Raw genomic sequence first — 17,466 nt, 5'->3', positions numbered from 1 at the left:
ACCGGGCTCTCGGCGGAGTCGGCTGGGGGGCCGTCAGGCGCCCGTGCGGTCCAGCGCGCCCAGCACCGCGCGTTCCTCCGGGGTCAGGGGCGGGCCGGACAGCGGGGGCAGGGGCGAGCCCGTCAGGGCGGCCAGGGCGGCGTCGGGGCGGAACATGCGGGTCGGAGGGGTGCGCATGCTCGTGACGTCCCAGATCGCCGAGGCCGCCGCGAAGGAGCCGGTGGCCGCCCTCGTCATGCGCCGGGTGTACGCCGTCACCACCCGGTCGGTGGCGCCGGGCCGCCCGCCGCGCACCCCGGGATAGAGGACGTCCTGGCCGACGGCCATCGACCACGCGGCGTCCACCGAGCGGGCCGCGCCCCGCAGCACCCGCCGGGCTAGACCGGGCGCGTCGACGCCGCCGGTCCGGTCCAGTTCGCGACCGAGGACGCGTGCGCCGAACGCGGCCACCGACATGCCCTGCCCGTAGGCCGGGTTGAAGGTGCCGAGCGCGTCACCGAGGACCACGAAGCCCTCCGGCCAGACCGGTGCCTTCTCCAGGTAGCGGCGCACATTGCTGGTGGAACGGCTCAGATGGACGTCCGTGAGCGGTTCCGCGCCGGAGATCAGCCGCCCCACGACGGGGTCCGGCAGATCGAGCGTGTACCGCAGGAACCCCTCCGGGTCGGCCGGCGGCTCACCGCCGCGCGAGCCGCCGCAGCTCACCAGCCAGCGGTCGCCCTCCACCGGCATGACCATCGCGCTCCGGGCCGGCCGGCCCACGTACGGGTTGGCCTGCACGATGGTCAGCGGGAACCGCTCCGCCCCGGCCGGTACCCGGTACACGCGCGAGGCGTTGACCAGCCCCGAGTCCACGGTCCGCGTCCGGACGCCGGACAGCCCGAGGCCCTCCAGCCAGCCGAGCACCCGGGTGCCGCGTCCGCTCGCGTCGACGACCAGGTCGGCGTCGAGGTCCGTGTCCCCGCCGGGCGCCGCGATCCGCACCCCGCGCACCCGCTCCGCGGACCCGGTCAGCCCGACCACCGCGGCCCTGCGGACCTCGACCCGCGCCTGCTCCAGCACCGCGGCCCGCACCGTCCAGTCCACCAGCGCCCGGGTGCAGGTGAGCATGACCGGCCCCTCGCGCCGCCACCGGCGCAGCCAGCCCTCCGGGGTGAGGGCCAGCATGCCCGAGCTGAGGGATATCTCGTGGGCCCCGGCGGCCAGCAGCCGCTTGCCCAGGCTCACCCCCGGCACGATCTCCTCCATGGCCGCGAGCCCGCCGGTCATCAGCAGGTGCGCGTGCCGCCCCTGCGGCAGCCCCCGGCGCTGGTGCGGCCCCTCGGGCAGCTCGTCGCGGTCCAGCACGATCACCTCGTCCACGCCGGCGGCGGACAGCACGGCCGCGGCCAGCATGCCGGCCAGGCCGGCACCGACGACGACAGCTCTACGCGACATGGGGCTCCTCGGGTTCGGTCAGGGTTCCGGTCATGGCGGACGGTGCCGCGCCGTCGGGCGCGGTGGCCCGCCCGGGCGGGTGAGGCAGTGCCTGCGCCAGCTCCACCAGCCCGCTCGGGCCGGGCACTTCGGTGGCGTGCAGCCGGTAGGTGGCGGCGCTCTGCGGCGGTTCCTCGCGCGCGGCGGCCCGGCGCGCCGCGTCGGTGAGCATGGCGGCCTCCGCCGCCAGCCGGGCCTGGTGGGGCGAGCGGCCCGCGCGCAGGGCGGTGTCCCGCACCCGCTCGCGGACCCGGTGGTCGAAGTACGGCGCCAGCGTGAGCAGGGCGTCGTGGATGGACACCTCGCGCCACTGGAGCCGGGCCTGCGGGAGCTGCCACCAGCTCGCCGGAGGCTTGGGTGCGGTGGACACCGAACGCACCAGCGACCACAGCGGATCCAGCCGCCGGTAGTCGTCCAGTCCCCGCCAGTGGGCGACCACGGGCGGCAGCAGCCTGGGCAGCACGAACCCGGCCGAGCACAGCAGCGCGGCCAGCGAGGCCATCGGCGGGGCCACCGAGGTGGAGAGGAAGTCGAGGTCGTGACCCGTCCAGCGGGCCGCCACCGCCGTGTACTTGGTCAGCTGGAACCCCACCACGTCCAGCGCCGCGCCCAGCAGGATCAGCCGCAGCCCGGCCCGCAGCAGGCCGCCCACCTCGCGGCCCCACTTGACGCAGACCGCGCACATCACCAGCATCGCCGCGCTGTGCCCCAGCAGGTACAGCAGGATCATCTCCCGCATGAAAGGCGTACCCGCGTAGTACGTGTCGAGGTCGGTCAGCCGCTCGGTGTCCGCGTCGGCGAGCAGGAACAGCACGACGATGGCGACCACCAGCAGCCCGTAGGCGGCCATGGTGCGCAGCACCATGCGCCGCACCCGCGCCCGGGGCCCGCCCCGCCAGTTGATCAGCAGCACCAGCACGGCGCAGCTGTACGCGGAGAGCATCCCGTAGGTCAGCGGGGCCCCGAAGTTGGGGACGCCGGTGAGTTCGTTGACGGTGGCGAGGGTGGCCGGCGCGGCGCACACGAAGACCAGGGCGCCGAGGACGATCGCCACACAGGTGGACAGCGTCAGCGGGTTGCGCATGGCCGTGCGCGGCCGCCGGAACAGCAGCACGGAGGTCATGCCGAACACCAGCGCCGCCAGGTACACGACGAGACTCATGCCGGACGACTCCTCTCGTGCGGGGTTTCGGTCACGCGGTTCCCGCCGCGGTCGTACCGCTCGGGACGGCGGCGAGGGCCGGCTCCGGCGGGGCGACGGCCAGCACGTCGGCGATCCGGCCGAGGGCGGCCGGGCCCGGCGCCGGGCCGAGGGGTGGGCCGACGGGGGAGCCGGGGGACGCGGGGGGAGCGCCGCCGCCCGCGGCCGCCGCGACGGTCCGCGCCGGATCCGCCTCGCGCCGTACCGCCTCGGTGATCACCGCGGCCCAGGCGGCGGCCTCGGCCCGTTCCGGGTCGTCCGTCGCCGCCAGCACCCCGGCGCGGGTCCGGTCGTACAGGTCCCGGTCGAGATAGGCGTCCAGATGGCCGAGCGCGTTGTGGATGCTGGTCTGGCGCCACATCAGGCGGGTGGCGGGCGAGGCGAACCGGGGCCGGGGCAGCCGCAGCGCCCGCCGGGTGAGCAGGTCGTCCAGCACCCGCTCCAGCGGCCCGAGCCGGGCGTACGTCCGCCCCGCCCGCCGCCACTCGGTCACCCGGGGCACCACCAGCGGGACGAGCACGCCGACGACCGTCAGCAGGGCGCCGAGCCCGGCGGCGGCCGGGGAGACGGTGGTGCCCAGCGCCGACCAGTCCCGCCCGGACCAGCGCGCGCCCACGGCGACGAGCTTGGCCGTGCTGTACCCCGCGCCGCACAGCGCACCGGCGCCGAGGAGCGCCAGGCCCGCGCGCAGTCCGCCCCGCACCTGCCGCGCCCAGCGCAGCGCCGAGAAGGTCGTGACGGTGACCGCGCCGAGGTGCGCGACCAGGTACAGCACGATCATCTGGGCGATGAACGGGGTCGTCGCGTAGTAGGTGTCCAGGTCGGTACGGCGCTCCACGGGCGCGTCGCCCAGCGCGAACAGCACCCCGATGCCGAGGACCACGGCGGCGTAGGCGAGCGTCCACCGGCGCACCGTCCTGTCCACCCGGGGCCCGCCCCGCCAGCGCACGATGAGGACCTGGGAGGCGGCGCAGTACCCGGTGATGGCCGCGTAGGTGAGCGGTGCCGCGAGGTTGGGCACCCCGCTGAGCCGGTTGACGGCGCCGACCGTCGGCGGCGCGCCGAGCAGGAAGCAGAGCCCGGCGAGCCCCAGGACCGCGCAGATGGCGCCCAGATACGGATCGCGCCGGTGCCGCAGCAGGTCGGGTGCCTTGACCACCAGGCAGAGCCACAGCACTCCGCAGCTGACGTAGTTGATCAGCCCGTTCATCTGGTCGTCCCGCGGTAGTTGAGCGCGGCGCCGATGCGTCCGGCGAGGTCGGGCGGGTCCTCCGGTCCGTCGCCCTCCGCCGCGAACACCGAGTCGGTGGAGGCCTCCAGCCAGGTGCGCAGCCGGCCGCCCATCAGCATGCCGAAACGGTCCGCCTCCTGCTCCTCGGCCAGGGAGAAGTCGGTGCGCGCGGCGACCGGCCGGGGCAGGCCGTCCGGGGCGCCGTCCGCCTCCGTCCGCCGCCGGCTCATGTGCCACACCTCGTGGCAGAGGATGACGATCTGGTGCCACACCGCGGCGCGTTCGTCCACCACGATGTCGTCGTGGTGCTCCCGTTCCAGCCAGAGCCCGCTCGCGGTGTGCGGCGGGAACGCCGCCCGGTGCACGACCACCTCGCGGCCCCGCCACGCGCTCACGGACGCGACGAGCGCCTCGAACAGCACCTCGGGATCCGCCGGCACGGGAACCCGGATGGGGTCGATGAGGGCGTCAGCGAGGCGACGCATCTCCTTCCTGGTACGCACCGCTGTCTCCCCGTTTCCCCGGCTGCTGCTCGGTCACCAGTGCAATATGCCAAGACGGGGGCCGTCCGGGCCAGTTCCAGGTCTGTCTCGGTCACTCGGTGACCGCCATGGTGTCCCCGGGTGCCATCGCGCGCGCCCGGACCTCACGGAGCACCTCGGGGTGGCCGAGGGCGCGGGAGACGGCCCCGATCCCGCTCAGGAGGTCCGTGGTGTCGGGCTCGCCACCGCTGTCCTCGCCGCCTCCACCGCCGTCCGTGCCGGGACGGGCGTCGACCGCGTCGAGGACCACCACGGCCGCGGCGAGCCCCTTCGCCCGCTCCGGGGCGAACCCGAGACCGAGGGCGGCGCGGTACGAGCGCGCGCCCAGTTGTTCGTCGGTGCGGCGGGCCAGCGGGAGCAGGACGTCGCGGATGAAGGTCTCGCGGCGGGTCAGGCGCAGTTCGGGGCTGGCCCGCAGGACGAACGGCACCCCGGAGCCGTGCACGGAGCGCATCAGCCGGTACAGCGGCCGCAGTTCGCGGTGGGCCAGCCGGATCCGCCGCCGCTCGCGCAGGTACTGGCCGGCGTGCGGCAGGATGAAGCCGACCGCGATCGACACCGCGGACAGACAGGCCAGGGCCGGGGCCACGTCCAGACTGAGCCAGTCCAGGTCGTTGCCGGTCCAGCGGGCCACGACGGCGGTGAGCTTGGCGGCGTCGAAGGCCAGGTTGAGCGCGTAGCCGACGCCCAGGAACCGCAGCCCCCGGCGCAGCCAGGCGTCGAATCCGCCGGTGCGGATCCAGTTCCAGATCAGCCGTGAGGTGATGAGGACGGCGGTGGTGTGCGCGAGGAGGTAGAGCAGGATCTCCTCGCGCATGAAGGGCGTGTTGGCGTAGTAGGTGTCCAGGTCCCGGGTGCGCTCCACGGGCACGTCGGCGAGGGCGAACAGCACCCAGAGCGCGACGATCACCCCGCCGTAGACGGAGACGACCCAGCGGGTGGCCCGGCGGGTCGGGGCCGAGCTTTCGGAGAGTCCGTCGCGCCAGGCGATGATCAGCACCAGGCAGGCGCCGCAGAACGCGGTGAGCAGCGAGTACACCCAGGGCGCCGAGATGTTCGGCACGCCGGTGACGCGGTTGACCCAGACGATGGTCGAGGGGGCGACGAACACGAACACCGCGCAGGCCAGCAGCAGCAGGCCGCCGACCGCGCGCAGCAGCGGGTCCCTCCAGAGCCGGATGATCGTCGGCAGTTTGATCGCCAGGGCGGTGGCCAGGACCGCGGCGGGGATCCACCAGTAGGACGTGTAGAAGGCGCTGAGGAACGAGGCCGGACCCGTGGCCGCGCCCGCGGACTCCATCGCGTCCCTCCGCTCTCGCTCGCAGCCGCATCCAAGGCCGTACGAGCCTACGCGGCCGGACGTGTCCGCGTCAGGCGAGTTCCGTTGTCCGGAGTGCCAGATTCCGGAGGGTCGGATTCCGGAGGGCCGGCCCGAGTTCCTGCTCGAACCATTGACGCGCAAGCGCTGCACACCTACGGTCCCGTTCGAAGTTACGAGCGTCATTCGAAATCTCGAACAATCAATGTCGGGCAGATGTCGAACAGATAGGGCAGGGCATGGGACGACCTGGCCTGGATCGCAGGCACTTCCTCGCCGCGGCGGGCGGCCTCACGGTCGCGGGCAGCGCCAGCCCCGCGTTCAGGGGGATCGTGCGGGTGACGGGCTTTTGCCAGGACGCGGTCACGTACCAGCGGCCACGGGCCGGGTCGTGGTGGATGCGGTAGGCGACGGCCCGGTTCGCCGCTGCGCGGTCGGCCCACTCCTGCCCGCGGTGCGCGAACGTCACCCTGCCGGTCAGGACGTACCGGCCGTGCGGCGCATCGGCCAACTCCTGGAGTGGGGCGGGGAGCCTGATGCTGACCTCGCCGTCCGGGGTGATGCGGATGGTCTCGTTCCCGAATCGTTTCCCGGACTCCCCGTCCGCCTGCACAAACCAGCGTGCGGCTTCCCACCGTTCACGCCACCCGGCCTCGCTGAGCCCGGCGGCGGGCAAGCGGTGCCGCGCGCGGGCCAGGCGCTCGCCGCCCCGCACGACGTGCACGGTCCCGGCCGCCCAGTCGGCGCGCTCCCGTGCCGGCCGGTCCTCCAGGACGTGCGGTCGGCGGGCCCCGGCATGCCACTCCCGCCGACTGCGATACCCACCCGGAGCGTGCTTCGCGCCCTTCTGGCCGACGGGCGGCGACAACCGGTGACGCAGGGTCCGTGCCCCCGCCTCCAGCGACTGGATGTACGCGTGGGCACAGATCGCGCCCACCCGCCGCAGCACCTCCACGTCGGCAGCGCCGAGCTGCCTGAGCCGGGTACGGACCGCCACCCCCGACGGCCCGGGCACCACGAACGGCGCCGAAGGCTTCCGCAGACCACCCACCCACACACACCGATCAGCCGTGAAGACCCGCACGCCCCATCCAACGACGACCACTCACCAGAGGTCACACATTCGACGGACAGACTCCCGTTCGCACCCGGACGCCGAGCCCTCCGACCCGCCGCCGTACTCACTCATTCACGCCAGAGCACCTGCATACGCGGTCATGGACCGGCAGTTCACAACCCCCGAAGGGAAAAGATGCGCACCGCCCGCTTCACCCTGGACCCGGCCTTCACCATCGGAGACGTAGACCCCCGCCTCTTCGGCTCCTTCGTCGAGCACCTCGGCCGCTGCGTGTACACCGGCATCTTCGAACCCGGACACCCCGCCGCGGACGACGACGGGCTGCGCCGGGACGTACTGGACCTCGTCCGGGAACTCGGCGTCACCGCCGTCCGCTACCCCGGCGGCAACTTCGTCTCCGGCTACAAGTGGGAGGACTCGGTCGGTCCGGCCGAGGACCGCCCCCGCCGCCTCGACCTGGCCTGGCGCTCCACGGAGACCAACCGCTTCGGCCTGTCCGAGTACATCGCCTTCCTCAGGAAGGTCGGCCCGCAGGCCGAGCCCATGATGGCGGTCAACCTCGGCACCCGGGGCGTGGCCGAGGCGCTGGAACTCCAGGAGTACGCCAACCACCCCGCCGGCACCACGCTGTCGGACCTGCGGGCCGAGCACGGAGACAAGGACCCCTTCGGCATCAGGCTCTGGTGCCTCGGCAACGAGATGGACGGCCCCTGGCAGACCGGCCACAAGACCGCGGAGGAGTACGGGCGGCTCGCCGCCGAGACCGCGCGGGCCATGCGCCAGATCGACCCGGACGTCGAACTCGTCGCCTGCGGTTCGTCCGGCCAGTCCATGGAGACCTTCGCCGCGTGGGAGGCGACGGTCCTCGAGGAGACGTACGACCTCGTCGACCACATCTCCCTGCACGCCTACTACGAGCCGCTCGACGGTGACGTCGACTCCTTCCTCGCCTCCGCCGTGGACATGGAGTCGTTCATCGAGAACGTCGTCGCCACCTGCGACCACGTCGGCGCCCGGCTCAAGTCGAAGAAGCGGATCAACCTCTCCTTCGACGAGTGGAACGTCTGGTACATGTCGAAGTCGCAGGCCGAGGTGAGCGCCCTCGACTGGCCCGAGGCGCCCCGCCTGCTGGAGGACAACTACAGCGTCATGGACGCGGTCGTCTTCGGCTCGCTCCTCATCGCCCTGCTCCGGCACGCCGACCGCGTCGCCGTCGCCTGCCTCGCCCAGCTCGTCAACGTCATCGCCCCGATCATGACCGAGCCGGGCGGCCCGGCCTGGCGCCAGACCACGTTCTTCCCGTTCGCGCAGGCCTCGCGGTACGGCCGCGGCGAGGTCCTCGACGTGCGGGTGGACTCACCGACGTACGGGACGGCGAAGTACGGCGAGGCCGACCTGCTGCACGCGACGGCCGTGCGCGCCGAGGACGGCTCGGTCACCGTCTTCGCCGTCAACCGCTCCCGCACCGAGCCGCTGCCGCTGGACGTCGCCCTCGGCGCCCTGGAGCTGACGGACGTCGTCGAGCACAGCGCCCTCGCGGACGCCGACCCGGACGCCCACAACACGCTCGCCGACCCCGAACGGGTCGTCCCGCACCGGGTGGACGGCACCGCGCTGCGCGACGGCACCCTGACCGCCGTACTGGAGCCGCTGTCCTGGAACGTGATCCGGCTGCGCTGAGCCCCGGCCCGGTCAGTCGCGGCGCCGGCCGGGGGAGGCGACCGGCTTCACCGGTACCCCTCCGGCCGCGCTGCCCAGCAGCTCCAGCCGTACCGTCCCGGGCCCCGGTGCCGACTCGCCGTCGGCCAGCACCGCCAGGGCCAGGGTGTTGGCGGCGGCCCGGGTGCGCAGGATGCCGTTCGGCAGGACGAAGGTGTGTGCCGCGCCGGTGCGGCCGGCCGCGTACTCGCCCATGTTCCAGCCGTTCAGGAAGACCTGGACGCGGTGGTCGCCGTCCGGGGCGTCGTCGAGGACGAGGCCGACCGAGGCGTCCACCTCCGGCGGCACGTCCAGCCGGAACGTGGTCCGGTACCAGGTCACGCCCTGGCGCCGGTCCTCGCGCGGGAGGTCCGCCGGGGACGCCTTCTCCCAGTCGCCGTCGTCGTACCCCGGCAGATGCCAGCCGTGCCGTTCCCCGTACAGCCCGCCGTGGTTGAGCGGCCCGCGCACGGGGTCGGGCGTGACCGCCCCCCGGATCCGCCAGCGCACCTCCGGCGAGGCCCCCTCGAAGGCGGCCGACGTCAGTCCGCGGGCCGCCCGCGGGTCGTCCTGGCCGTGCTGGGTGCGCCGGACCAGGACGGACAGGACGGCCGAGTCGCCGCCGTCGGCGCGCTCCCGCCGGGTCCCGCGCAGACCCGCCGGCACGCCCAGTTCCGCCGTGCCGGTCCAGGTGTCCGGCCCGTCCTCCCCGTCGTCCGGACGGTGGACGCCCAGCGGTTCGCCGTCCAGCCACGCCATCAGCAGGCCGCGCGCGCCGGTGGCGTAGGACAGGGACACCGACTCCAGACCGGCGGCCCCGGTGAGACGGGCGCGGTACCAGACGTCGCCGTAGTGGTAGCCGTAGTCGTCGGCGAAGAGCACGGGCTGTCCGCCGGGCACCGGGGTGGTGCTGTGCGAGGTCCGCCGGTCGGCGACCGTCCACCCCGAGTCGCCGTACTCCGGCGCGGACTCGGGGTTCTCGGTCCGCCGCCGCCAGCCGTCGAGTTCGGGCAGCGCCACCTCGGGCACGCCGGGCAGCGGCCACACCGTCATCAGGCTCTGGGCGCGGCCGAAGGACGCCTGCACCGCCGTGCCGTTCCAGGTGAGCCGGCCGATGCCGCGCGGCGCCCACACCTCCAGCTCGCGCTCGCCGACGGTGTCACCGGTCAGCCGGATCGTGTCCCCGTCCAGCACGGCCTCGCGCAGCAGCTCCGGGCCGCGGACCAGGACCCGGCCCGACGGCGTCTCGTACGGCCACAGCCGCAGTGAGGCGGCGTCGTCGGCGAGGAGCAGCAGCAGGGTGCGGTCGGAATCGGCGCCGCGTACCCGCACCCGGGTCAGCCGGTCCTCCTTGAGAGGTACGGTCACGTGCAGTTTCCCGTGGTCGAACGCCCAGGCGGCCTCCTCGTCCAGGCGGGTCGGCCAGGGCTCCTGCGGGCAGTCGAGGACCAGGTGCGCCATCTCCCCGGCCCGCCCCACGAACGCGGCGATGTCCACCCGCCCCACGCTCAGGGACAGCATGGGCTGCACGGTGGCGTACGCCAGTTTCCGTCCCGCGCCCAGGTGGAGGCCGGTGGCGAGCAGCTTGGCGTCGCGGGCGGGGACGGTGACCTCGACGTCGGTCCCGTCCATCGGGACGGTGGAGGTGACGGCGGCGGCGGAGTTGTTGCGCAGCACGTAGGCGTGGGCGCCGGTGTCCGGGTTGGCCAGGTGCCGCACCTGGACGCGGGCGTCCGCGGCCCGGACCTCCGCCGCCTCGTCGAGCCGGGTGAAGTCGGGGACGTGGCGCAGCAGGTGCCCGAGCTGGTGGAGCGGGGCGAGTTCGGCGGTGGGCCGGCGTGCCTCGTCGATGGCGGCGGCCGGGTCGTAGGTGGGGGCGGGCGCCGACGGCGCGGGCAGCCAGCCCCACGAGGTGCCGCCGTACGCCATGTGGACGTTGTGCAGCGTGGTCCCGCGCGCCAGGCCGTCGAGGTGCACCCGCCGCGCCTCGGCGGCGTCCCGGGTCCGCTCCGCCTCGTCCCAGGCGAGGGTGGTGCCTGCGTGCAGCAGGGGTACGTCGATGCCGTCGGCGCGGATCCGCTCGTGCAGGTGGGTCAGGTCGGCGCGGTCGGGGGCGTCGGCCCGGTAGAGCAGGACGGTGCCGGTGCCCCGGGTGAACTGGTGCCGGGCGACGACCGCGTTGACCCGGCTCAGCCACTCGTCGGCGTGGCGCAGGTACGCGGGGTCCGTGCTCCTGGGCACGGCCCCGGTGGCCGCCAGCCAGCCGGGCAGGCCGCCCGCGTCCACGTCGGCGCCGATGTACGGGCCGGGGTGGACCACGACGTACAGACTGCTCTCCGCGGCCGTCCGCAGGAACAGGTCGAGGTCGCGGACGCCGGTGAAGTCGTACGCGCCCGGGGCGGGGGAGTGCTGGTTCCAGGCGAGGCGGACGCTGACCGCGTTGTGGCCGTACGCCCGCATCTTCTGGAGCACGTCCCGCCACAGGGACGGGCTGGGCAGCCGGAAGGGGTGCAGCTCACCGGACCACAGCGCCAGCCGTCTGCCGTCCACCAGCAGGGAGTACCGGTCCAGGGCGACCCGGTGGCGCAGCCCGTCGGCGCCGGGCGGCCCGGGCGGCGGACCGGTGGGCACGGGGCCGGGGGGACCGGCCGGCGCCGCGCCGCTCACGCTGCCGCCGAGCGCGAGCCCGAGGACGGTGGTGCCCGCGAGGGCGCTGAACGCTCGTCTGCTGAGACTGCTGAGCTCCAAGGGAGCCTCTCCTGTTGCCGTGCTTCCGGTGCTGCCGCGTGAGCGGGACCGTCCGTGCCCGGCCATTCTTCCAGCGGACCGCACAATGGTCGGTATGAGGATCTCGGCGCGTGCGGACTACGCGGTGCGGGCGGTACTGGAACTGGCCGTCCAGCAGGACGACCGGCCGGTCAAGGCGGAGGACGTGGCCACCGTCCAGGACATTCCGCACAAATTTCTGGAGGGGATCCTCGGCGATCTCCGGCGTGGCGGCATCGTCGAGAGCCGGCGCGGCGGGGGCGGCGGGTACCGGCTGGCGCGCGAGGCGTCGGCCATCACGGTGGCGGACGTGATCCGGGCGGTGGACGGCCCGATCGTCTCCGTGCGCGGGGAGCGGCCGACGGGGCTGGTGTACACGGGCACGGCGGGACCCCTGCTGCCGCTGTGGGTGGCGCTGCGCGCCAATGTGCGCCGGATCCTGGAGGGCGTGACCGTCGCCGACCTCGCGGCGGACGCGCTGCCGGACCCGGTCCGGGCGCTGGCGGCGGAACCGGCCGCCTGGGAGAACCCCTGGGTCACAGGCGCACGGGGTGGGAACCGGCCGGTGTGAATGGCCGGGGAGGCATCTGTCCGCACCCGGCGGGCGTCCCTACGATGCGGACGTTGCGTGAATGTCATGTGCAGAACACGTGTAGATGGCGGACGCATTCAACGACATCCACCCCCCACTGACCGGGATGGGAGACCCATGGCCACGGGCCTGCTCCTGAGCGGCACCATCGCCGCACTGCTCACCTCCGCGCTGCCCGCGCAGCACCAGCCCTCCGGCGGGTTCGAGGACCCGCCGCCGGACAAGATCGTCATCAAGGTCGCCACGGTGAACGGCTCCGGCTGTCCGCAGGGCACGGCGGCCGTCGCCGTCTCCGAGGACAACACCGCGTTCACCGTCACCTACAGCGACTACCTCGCCAGGGCGGGCGGCGACTCCGCACCCACCGACTTCCGCAAGAACTGCCAGCTCAACCTGCTCGTCCACGTCCCGCAGGGCTTCACCTACGCCGTCGCCAGCGCGGACTACCGCGGCTTCGCCGCCCTCCAGCCCGGCGCCAAGGGCACCCAGCGGGCCTCGTACTACTTCCAGGGCTCCCCGAACACGGAGTTCCGCACCCACCCCTTCGGCGGCCCGCTCAACGACAACTGGCAGGCCACCGACACCACCGACTGGGCCCAGCTGGTCTGGGCGCCCTGCGGGGTGCAGCGCAACTTCAACATCAACACGGAGCTGCGGGTGAGCACGGGCACGTCCGACCCCGCCAAGGTGAGCTTCATGACGATGGACTCGACGGACGGCGACATCAGCACCGTGTACCACCTGGCGTGGAAGGAGTGCCCGGAGTCCTGACCGGCGGCCGGCCCGCGGGGGCCCCGGCGGTCAGCCGGCGGCGTCCTCGACGCTCTCCCCGGCGGGACCGCCCTCGCGCGGGCCGCCGTCCTCGGGGCCGACGGGCCGGCCCTCCCAGTGCAGCACGCGCCACCCCGCGCCCGGGGCGCCGGACAGGACGACGACACCGGTGTTCCCCAGCCCGTGGGCGGCGGCGAAGCCGGCGTCGATGTTCTCCGCCCGGGCCGCCGCCCACGTACGGATCACGGCGCCGTGACTGACCATGGCCACGGTCCCGGCCCCGGTGGCCGCGGCCTCCTCGACCACGGCGTCGAAACGCGCCAGCGCCTCCACGCCGTCCTCCCCGCCCGGCACGCGCCGCGCGGTGTCCCCCGCCGACCAGGCGAGCGCGGTGGTCAGGTACGTCTCGACGGCCTCCCGGTCGCCCCGCATCTCCAGATCGCCGGCGGACAGCTCCCGGATGCCGTCCCGCACCAGGATCTCCAGCCCCGTCCGGGCCGCCAGCGGCGCCGCGGTGAGCCGGGTGCGCAGCAGCGTCGACGCGTAGAGGGCGTCGATCCGCTCCGCCGCCAGCGCCTCCGGGAGCGCGTCCGCCTGCTCCTGCCCCAGCGGGGTCAGCGCGGGACCGGGTGCGGCCGTGTCCAGCAGGTGCTTGAGGTTGGACGGGGTCTGGCCGTGCCGTATGAGCAGCAGTCGCATCGACGGATCAGTCTCCCTTGAGCCGGGACGGGGACTCTCCACTGTGCCATCCCCGCCTCACCCCCCGGCCGGGCGGCAGAGCAGGGGCTTGTCCAGTTCGGAGCAGGGGCGGTGGCCCTTGGAGCGGATGACGTCCTTGCCGACCTCGTCGGCGAGGTAGCGCAGGAAGCCCGCGGCGATCGAGTCGGCCGGCGGTTCGCCGTAGGTGTAGGCGATCTCCGTCTGCCAGTACGGGTACGCCCCCTCGTCGGCGCCCTCCAGGGTGGCCGGGTAGCCGTCGATGCGGACCTGCCGGACGTCGTCGCGCGCCGAGGCGGCGCCGACCTCGCTGTGGCCGAGGGCGCCCGGCGTGGAGGCCACCGTGTCGAGCAGGGTCGCGGTGCCGCCCACCTCGCAGCGGCCCGGCCGGTCCGGGGCCAGCCCCGCGCAGTCGGCCGTGGTGACCGCCGGGAGGGCCCGGCCGCCGAGGACCTGCTGTTCGAGCGTGGTCCGGGTGCCCGAGCCGGGGTTCCGGCTGACCAGGCGGACGGGTACGTCGTCGCCCCCGACCTGGCTCCAGTCGGTGACGCGCCCGGCGTAGATGTCCCGGACCTGCTTCAGGGAGAGGTCCCGGACCCCGGCGTCCTCGTGCACGACCAGCGTGAACAGCGACAGGGCGACGGGTCGGGGGAGCAACTGCGGACGGCCGTCGGACTTCGGCCCGTCGCTGAACGACAGCCTGTTCCCCAGGCCCCGGCCGTCGGTGAGTCCGGCGTCGGCGCCCGCGGCGGCGAGGGTGTCGAGACCGTCCACACTGCCCTTGAAGGAGTTGGCGGTCAGCGGGATACGGGCGTCCGGGCAGGTCCGCTCGTACTGCTCCGCGGCCTCCCGCAGCACCGGTGCGAAGGCCGTGGAACCCGACAGGTGCAGCGTCCCCGCGGCGCAGTCCAGCGGCGCGGCCGTGTCGTCGTCCCCGGCGAAGGTGAGCGCGGACTGGGTGGCGCTCACCAGGATGAGCGAGGCGAGCAGCCAGCGGACCTGCCGGGAGGCGAACGGGTAGTACGCGGTCTTCTTGATGTTCCCGCCGCGCACCCCGCCGACGACCCCCGCGGTGACCTCCGGTTCGGGGAACTCGGGCTCGGTGAAGCCGTCTTCACGGTCCAGAACCGCCAGGACCTTGTAGTGCGCCCTGCGGTTCAGTATCACCTTGGGCAGCTTGATGACCCTGCCCGTGGTCTCGAACCCCTCGGCCCCCGGGACGAAGAAGGTGGGCGGCACCTGGGGACTGCGCTCCGTCACCGTCATGCCGACCACCCGGCGGCCGGGGAAGGCGATGCTGATGCCCACGGGGTCGCTGGCGGGCGCGACGTAGTCACCGGCGACCACGGGGCTCCAGCCGGCGTTCTCGATCCGCAGCAGGACGACCGAGGGGTCGCGCAGGTTCGTCCCGTCCCACTGCATGCGCTGGAGCACCGTCGTCTCCGGCCCCGAGGCGGCCGAGTCCCGGATGGTGGTGTCCAACTGGACGCGGTAGCCGAGCCTTTTGCGGCCCGCCAGCACGAACTCCCACAGGGCGGCCACGACGGGCACCGTCAGACCCAGGACGGCGGCCACGGACTCCCACGACAGACTCACGTCCGCCTCCCCCTCAGGACGGTGACATGGGAGGCCATGGTGGCGGCGGAGAGGGGAAGGGGCCCGCGGATTGGGTGAGTCCGCCGTTCGAATTCACCCGCAGGTCATCTGCGACACCCGGTGTTCGCCTGACGCGTGATCAGTCCGTGCCGTCGTGACCGCGCAGGTGCAGCGAGCGGAGGGCGACCTCGATGGCGAACCGGTGGTCGGGGTCGGCGAGCCGGTCGCCGAGGTAGGCGTCCAGTGTCCGCAGGCGGTAGCGGACGGTCTGGGCGTGCACGCCCAGCACCTCGCCGACCTGCTCGGCCGGCGCCCGGGTGGAGACGTGGACGCGGAGGGTCTCGACGAGCCGGTCGCGCCGTCTGGCGGGCAGCTCGTCGAGCGGGGCCAGTTCACGCGCCGCGATCCGGTCGACGAGGGCGGCGTCGGACAGCAGCCACAGCGTGGTCAGGTGATCCTCGCAGCGGATCAGCGGAACGTCGGGGATGACATCGTCGTCGACGAGTTGCAGCACACGGCGGGCCCAGCGGACGGAGTCGGCGGCCTGCGCGACCGGTACGGTCAGGCCGAGCGCGGCGCGGGTGCCGGCCAGCGCCGTACGGAGCATGTCGAGGCGGGCGGGGGTGAGGTCCCCGGGAACGAGCAGGTGCGGCTGCGGAATGTCCAGGTCGGTGAGGACGTCCCGGTCGAGTGCCGTCTGGAGGTGTTCCGGCGCCGGATGGTGCAGGGCGACGAGGAAGCACGACCGGGGCAGCTCCCAGGCGGCGGCCTTGCACAGCTCCGAGATGGTCGTCCGGGGCAGCGGCGAGGCGGTCAGCAGGAAGTGGAGTAATTGTCTTCGTAACGCGGACTCCTCCGAGGCCGCCCGCTCCCGCACCTCCGCGTACCCCTCGCGGGTGATCGCCTCCAACTCCTCGACGTAGGCGAAGAGGGCGTCGGCGAAGGCCAGGATCAGCGCGGGGGAGAGGCTGTACTGCCGTCCCAGGGTCTTGGCCCGGCGCAGTGCGATGCGGGCGCCGAGCCGGTAGGCGCCCTGCAGGACCTCCAGGTCGCGGCCCTCGTAGGCCTCCACCCTGCCGAACCTGCGCAGCAGTTCGTTCCGCACCTCCGAGCTGCTGCCGGGGTTGTCGATCCGGTCCACGAAGGCGGTCAGCGCCTGCTCGACCCCCTGCCGGATCGCGTCCCCGTCCGGGCCGTTGAGCAGCCTGCCGTACACCGGGTAGCTGCGGGTGACCTCGATGCGTATCTCGTTCAGCAGCCCCGGGAGCAGCGGCCGCATGAAGGCCGCGAACTTCTTGGGCAGGGGGTCGAGCGGTTCACCGAGCACCGAAGGACGCGCGATGGAGGGCATGAGTATTCCCTTGCTCTGCGACATGTCCGGTGGGATGGCCGGCCGGGCTCCGTTTCGCGTGGGGTGGAACCTGGCCGGTCCACCAGGCGTTCACCGGCTTGGCTAGCCGACGGTAAATCAACTTCGATGTGATGTACATCTCTTGGGGAGTAATCGTGCCACTGTTGTGTGGGCCCGTGGCCGTTACTTGACGGCGGAGTGCCAGTTCTCGGCCAGTACCCGGCCGGCGTCGGGGACGACGGTTCCGGGCGCGTTGAGACCGGTGAGGTGGGTCTGGGTGTTGGCGAGGGTCAGGCTGTTGTTCCCGGCGGCGGAGGGCAGTCCGGTCTTCGCGTTGACCGCCGCGTTGATCAGGCCGACGTTCAGGCCGCAGCCGGTGGCGCCGGGCACCGCGAAGGTGCTGTCGTTCTGGGTGGCGCCGGTGAGGTTGATCCGGCTCATCTCGCCGGCCTCGTCCGGAGTGCCGTCACCCTGGAAGAAGGACATCCCGAAGTCCGGGAAGTTGCGGTTCTCCGGCCGCAGGACGATCGGTTTGGCGGCGGACCCGATGTAGCACTTGTCGCCGAGCAGCGGGTTCTCCAGGTGGATGCGGACCGGCAGGGCGACGATCGGCATGTCGGTGAGGACACCCGCGGTCTGGTCGAACGCGTAGGGCGAGCCGACGGACTCCATGGTCGCGGTGATCTTGTTGAGGCTGGAGTTCTCCAGGGACTGGCAGATGCCCGTGATCACGAATATGTCGCTCGGGCACATCAGGCCGAGCAGTCCGCCGGGCACGGAGGCGGGCTCGGCGACGAGCGCGCCGGAGGCCGGGGCGACGACCGCGCTGGTGCCGTCCGCGTTCTGCACGACGCCGATCTGCAGGTTGGTCCGGCCCGTGACCACCGTGGTGTTGCCCAGTTTGATGGAGCCGCTGGCGGAGGTGGACACCACACACTGCGGGGTCTTCTCGACGCCGTCGGCGGCCAGCATCGCCGGGGCGTCGACGGGGCAGCGGGTGAAGGGGGCCCACTCGCCGTTCAGCGAGGGGTCGGCGGCCGTCGCCGTGCCCAGGGAGGCGAAGGCGCCGAAGGCGGTCAGCGCGGAGACGGTGGCGAGTCGGGTGCGGGCGGAGGTCGGACGCATGGTG

At 73.5% G+C, this 17,466-nt stretch carries 13 protein-coding genes and 1 pseudogene; 3 read left to right on the top strand and 11 right to left on the bottom strand.

All coding sequences use genetic code 11. The annotated features are described in order from the left end of the window. Positions 1 to 33: 33 nt before the first annotated feature. The 6 genes and pseudogenes from OIE75_RS11610 to OIE75_RS11585 form a co-directional block, all read right to left on the bottom strand. Positions 34 to 1,437: an NAD(P)/FAD-dependent oxidoreductase gene (locus tag OIE75_RS11610; RefSeq protein WP_307011856.1), complete on the bottom strand. Its 1,404-nt coding sequence runs from the start codon at positions 1,435 to 1,437 to the stop codon at positions 34 to 36. Beyond that, on the bottom strand, positions 1,427 to 2,638 hold the full coding sequence (locus OIE75_RS11605) for an MAB_1171c family putative transporter (protein ID WP_307011855.1): 1,212 nt from the start codon (positions 2,636 to 2,638) through the stop codon (positions 1,427 to 1,429). The genes OIE75_RS11610 and OIE75_RS11605 overlap by 11 nt, the downstream gene beginning before the upstream one ends. Before the next feature lie 31 nt (positions 2,639 to 2,669). After that, positions 2,670 to 3,887 carry an MAB_1171c family putative transporter gene (locus OIE75_RS11600; RefSeq protein WP_329470670.1) on the bottom strand — a complete coding sequence of 406 codons (1,218 nt, stop codon included), beginning with the start codon at positions 3,885 to 3,887 and terminating at the stop codon, positions 2,670 to 2,672. Then, positions 3,884 to 4,411 carry a toxin gene (locus OIE75_RS11595; RefSeq protein WP_122620272.1) on the bottom strand — a complete coding sequence of 176 codons (528 nt, stop codon included), beginning with the start codon at positions 4,409 to 4,411 and terminating at the stop codon, positions 3,884 to 3,886. Before OIE75_RS11595 ends, OIE75_RS11600 begins: the two co-directional genes overlap by 4 nt. 91 nt (positions 4,412 to 4,502) lie before the next feature. Beyond that, entirely contained in the window at positions 4,503 to 5,750 is a 1,248-nt protein-coding gene (locus OIE75_RS11590; protein WP_329470669.1) for an MAB_1171c family putative transporter, read from the bottom strand. A gap of 325 nt (positions 5,751 to 6,075) precedes the next feature. Then, positions 6,076 to 6,819 (bottom strand): annotated as a pseudogene (locus tag OIE75_RS11585) (IS200/IS605 family accessory protein TnpB-related protein); the annotation flags it as partial. A 201-nt stretch (positions 6,820 to 7,020) separates the two neighbouring features. Here OIE75_RS11585 and arfA point away from each other — a divergent pair. After that, a complete protein-coding gene (gene arfA / locus OIE75_RS11580; protein WP_329470667.1) occupies positions 7,021 to 8,526 on the top strand; it encodes an arabinosylfuranosidase ArfA in 1,506 nt (501 codons plus the stop codon). A 12-nt stretch (positions 8,527 to 8,538) separates the two neighbouring features. Here the strand turns inward: arfA and OIE75_RS11575 are convergent, their stop codons facing one another. Continuing rightward, positions 8,539 to 11,292, bottom strand: a complete 2,754-nt coding sequence (locus OIE75_RS11575) for a beta-galactosidase (protein ID WP_329470665.1) — start codon at positions 11,290 to 11,292, stop codon at positions 8,539 to 8,541. Positions 11,293 to 11,386: 94 nt separating this feature from the next. Between OIE75_RS11575 and OIE75_RS11570 the strand changes: the two genes are divergently transcribed. Together OIE75_RS11570 and OIE75_RS11565 are read left to right on the top strand one after the other, a co-directional pair. Continuing rightward, positions 11,387 to 11,881 carry an RrF2 family transcriptional regulator gene (locus tag OIE75_RS11570; RefSeq protein ID WP_307011850.1) on the top strand — a complete coding sequence of 165 codons (495 nt, stop codon included), beginning with the start codon at positions 11,387 to 11,389 and terminating at the stop codon, positions 11,879 to 11,881. Positions 11,882 to 12,019: 138 nt separating this feature from the next. Next, positions 12,020 to 12,673 (top strand): DUF4360 domain-containing protein, encoded by a 654-nt coding sequence (locus tag OIE75_RS11565; RefSeq protein WP_307011849.1) that lies wholly within the window; start codon positions 12,020 to 12,022, stop codon positions 12,671 to 12,673. Between the two features lie 30 nt (positions 12,674 to 12,703). On the opposite strand, the gene OIE75_RS11560 is transcribed toward OIE75_RS11565, so the two are convergent. The 4 genes from OIE75_RS11560 to OIE75_RS11545 form a co-directional block, all read right to left on the bottom strand. After that, positions 12,704 to 13,372: a histidine phosphatase family protein gene (locus OIE75_RS11560; protein ID WP_307011848.1), complete on the bottom strand. Its 669-nt coding sequence runs from the start codon at positions 13,370 to 13,372 to the stop codon at positions 12,704 to 12,706. A gap of 57 nt (positions 13,373 to 13,429) precedes the next feature. Beyond that, positions 13,430 to 14,986: a substrate-binding domain-containing protein gene (locus OIE75_RS11555; protein WP_307011847.1), complete on the bottom strand. Its 1,557-nt coding sequence runs from the start codon at positions 14,984 to 14,986 to the stop codon at positions 13,430 to 13,432. A gap of 139 nt (positions 14,987 to 15,125) precedes the next feature. Beyond that, the gene (locus tag OIE75_RS11550; RefSeq protein WP_122620562.1) at positions 15,126 to 16,337 is read right to left on the bottom strand and encodes a helix-turn-helix domain-containing protein; all 1,212 of its coding nucleotides are present in this window, start codon (positions 16,335 to 16,337) and stop codon (positions 15,126 to 15,128) included. Positions 16,338 to 16,520: 183 nt separating this feature from the next. After that, the gene (locus OIE75_RS11545) at positions 16,521 to 17,462 is read right to left on the bottom strand and encodes a hypothetical protein (RefSeq protein ID WP_307011845.1); all 942 of its coding nucleotides are present in this window, start codon (positions 17,460 to 17,462) and stop codon (positions 16,521 to 16,523) included. Positions 17,463 to 17,466 lie beyond the last annotated feature (4 nt).

This window comes from Streptomyces sp. NBC_01723 (assembly GCF_036246005.1).
Classification (GTDB): domain Bacteria; phylum Actinomycetota; class Actinomycetes; order Streptomycetales; family Streptomycetaceae; genus Streptomyces.
This window is presented reverse-complemented; position numbering and strand designations above follow the sequence as displayed.